At 35.0% G+C, this 3,467-nt stretch carries 3 protein-coding genes and 1 pseudogene; all 4 read right to left on the reverse strand.

Annotated elements, in window-relative coordinates:
* Window positions 1–1,255 (reverse strand): annotated as a pseudogene (locus EKG35_RS20345) (RHS repeat protein); the annotation flags it as partial.
* Between the two features lie 716 nt (window positions 1,256–1,971).
* Entirely contained in the window at window positions 1,972–2,118 is a 147-nt protein-coding gene (locus tag EKG35_RS21115) for a hypothetical protein (protein WP_185807848.1), read from the reverse strand.
* A gap of 258 nt (window positions 2,119–2,376) precedes the next feature.
* Window positions 2,377–2,874, reverse strand: a complete 498-nt coding sequence (locus tag EKG35_RS20350) for a hypothetical protein (protein ID WP_126296374.1) — start codon at window positions 2,872–2,874, stop codon at window positions 2,377–2,379.
* A 173-nt stretch (window positions 2,875–3,047) separates the two neighbouring features.
* The gene (locus EKG35_RS20355; RefSeq protein WP_126296375.1) at window positions 3,048–3,374 is read right to left on the reverse strand and encodes a hypothetical protein; all 327 of its coding nucleotides are present in this window, start codon (window positions 3,372–3,374) and stop codon (window positions 3,048–3,050) included.
* Window positions 3,375–3,467: the final 93 nt, after the last annotated feature.

A 3,467-nucleotide genomic window follows, 5' to 3' on the forward strand; every position in this document is an offset into this window, starting at 1 on the left:
CTAGATAATCACTAATAATGCTATAATGGCCTTCACTTGTGATTTTAGCTGAAGGGACAAAGCCATCATTAAATACCCATGTGACTAGATTAGGTTCAGCCGGATCATTCTGCGAATCAAATTCATGTAGAATTGTATTCCCATCCCACACGAATCTCATCGACTTTTCATTGGAACTCTTCTCTACCCGTCTACCTAACGTGTCGTATTTGAAAGTTACTTCCGTCTTGTCTGGCTTAATGACTTTTGACATCATCCCATTGCCATAATACTCATATTTCCACGTATCACCATTGTTTTCGACTTTCTTGATGAGATTTCCTTCTTCGTCATAGGTGAATTTGGCGTCTTTTGTTTCTAGTAGTCTACTGCCAGGACCGTATACGCGATCTGATTTTTCACGTGTTTCATATAGATTGCCAACTTCGTCAACACTGCGGTATAGGAAATCGAATTGACTGTCTTGATTCGCCCAGACGAGGTTACTAAACTCGTCGTAACCGTATGTGACTTTTACTCCAGTTAGTTCGTTGACCATGCTGCGGAGGCGGTGATTGACATCCCAGTTATACACGCGTCTTCTTGTATCGCGGTTTTGACTCTTTACTCGATGGTGTGTTGGTCTACCTGTAATATCATACTGCCATTTACTAATGACATCCCCAGGTAAGATTCTCTCAATCTCCTGACCTAGTTCGTTGTACTGCATGGAAGCAGTCCACTGGTTTTTGTCGGATTGTGAGGCGGTCATTTGCATGACATTACCCATTTCATTCCGAGCGACATGGATGTTTGCGCCTAGGCTACTCGTAATCCGTGAACGATTGCCAAGTTCATCGTAGCTACTTTCAATCCAATGGTCGTTTTGCCATTCTTTGATCACTTGGCCGGATGCGTCGCGCTCAAGCTTGACGGTCACATGGTCGTTTGCCGTCTCTTTTAACAAACCATTTTTGTCATAAGTAAATGTTTCCCATGTATCGTCATAATAATCCGCACGAATAACATTTCCTAGGTTGTCATGTTGATACGCTGTCCAGCGATTACCAGGTCGATTAATTCTCTGAACCAATCCCGCTAGACTTCGTTCATACGTTCTTGTCATGTCATCAAAGCCGATTTCCTTGATGATATTCCCTTTCGCATCCCGTTCAAACTGGTACGCTTCGCCTTTTTCGTTGAACACAGCAATTAACTGCTCTTCTGTATCATAGGCAAATCGAACTTTCTTCCCGCCTTGTTCTCGGGACTTCAAGCTGCCAAGAATGGTGTAATCAAAGGAAACTTGCGTATGATTGTCTTTCGCAAAAATCACATCGTCATAGCTATCTGATAGATACCTATAGCTATTACATACATAAGCAATTATTATTCGGTTGGTAAAGAATCGATTTATTTGGCAACACATCTTCAAAATAGAAAATGACTTTGAAATAATATTTTCAAAGTCTTTTCTAAAAAAACTATCTACAATTATTTATTCATATTGTATTTTGGCGCTAATATAATTCTACTTTAAAACCGCCGACAAATTCACATTAAGGTTAGAGTCAACTATACCTAAGCCATCCGATTAAATCTCATCGACCTTTGATTAAGTATTTAGTGCCAAAATTTGCGGAGGGTCAGTACCTGCTAGTTAAATTGCTTAGCAATCTTCGGATATAAAGAGTAAATGATTCCGTTGCAATGTCGAAATACTCTTAATGCATGTTATCAGGCTTACTAACCAAAAAATATGTAAAGAAGATATATTGTTTCTTCTTTACATATTTTTTTAGAATCTGTAATTAGCTTTATCATATTATTAGAGTCATCCAACGATCTAGCTAGCAAATATTCCAGTTCATCTATTTTCACATTCCCTCATAAGCATCTCCATAAGACTCGAAAGTTTCAGATAACAAAACTAATTTTTACCTTTTCTGGAGTATAATCACTCTAACGGTTCTGTGAAGTTTTGGCAATTATCTAACTCTCCCCTGGTGCTGAACGGATTTCTAAGAAACTATCATAGCAATAACCTAAGCGAGACTTGTTCATATCAATACTAATGTATTGGTTTATTTGTTCAGATTCAGCAAAAAGATACCATTCATTACTAATATTTCCCTCCAACTCCTCCCAAATAACATCATCCTCTGGGTAATGCCTTTTACTAGTTGGAATAAACTCACTTGAAGAAACTATTTTTATTACATAAGGTTTATCTAGAACATTTCTAAGGAGTCATATTTGCTAAAAAGTAACTCAAATCTTCTGAGCTAATACCCTTGTTAAATCTGTCTAAATATAAACACCCTACATTTAATGCTTTATTTTAGACCCTCAACTCACGTATTATTTTAACTATTCAGAATAATTGGAAGGGGGATTTTATTGAAAGTCCTTTTTTATCTTTTCTATTTCTTCTATCGCTTTTTGTTTCCAATGCTCCTTTAACCTAAAATCTTTATCATAAAAATCTGGGTTATGAAGTTGAGATATTAAATCAGCTAACTCAAACCACTCTAAAATATTTATTGACATATTCAACATGTTTTCTGGACTAAAATCCTCAAGATCATGATCATAAAATAATACTGTTGGTGGTGATTCCATATCATCAAGATCAATTATCCAAAAGTCGCCTCTACCAGTTTCGGCGAATATCCAATGACTTTCTTTAAATTCACTAAAATCTTCATGATACTCGTCATTGTATCTTTTCGCTTTTTCATAAGATAAAAATACATGATCTTCTTCAATTTTATTATCGGCAAGTTTTTCATATAAAAATAAACAATCTTTCCTCGTAAACTCACAATCTTTGGGAATCCTATCTCGGTATTCTAAATTTACAATTACTTCATCAAAACTTCTTTTCTGTTGCATAATATTCCCTCTTTTCACAAAGCACATATAATTTGAAGTTTAAATTTCTTAACACTAAAGATTTATTACAAGAATCGATTCCCCTTTGTATTTCTTAGTTGGTCAAAAAACTTTTTAATATTTATAGGACATAATTAATCATTATTGTGAAATCGTGTTTTCCACTTATTTCCTTAGAGTTTATCACTAATTAAATCATTTATATCATAATTTCCTAATGGGCTATAGTCTGTTAATCCCTTTGCTTGCGATTCATTAATTGGAACTTCATTATCAAAAATATCAACTTTGCGACATGAATCACCAACACCGTAAGTGAAAAACGTATTCTCGAAATCTGTAGGAATATAATTTATATGACGACCAATTATTCTCCAATCACCTTCAATTTTTCTATCGAATAAAGTGTAGGAGTCTAAGATTACTAGCTCAATTAACCTATTTGATTGTTCTATTTCATTTACTTTTATTTCTATAAATGTCAACCTTAATATGTACATTTTTGCTCGTTTAAGGATGTACAAAATTACTCGTCTGCTGGTTCAAGATGTTGTTTAAGACGATAGGAATTACCTGTTATTGTTACGACATTT

This window comes from Lysinibacillus telephonicus, from assembly GCF_003966145.1.
Classification (GTDB): domain Bacteria; phylum Bacillota; class Bacilli; order Bacillales_A; family Planococcaceae; genus Ureibacillus; species Ureibacillus telephonicus.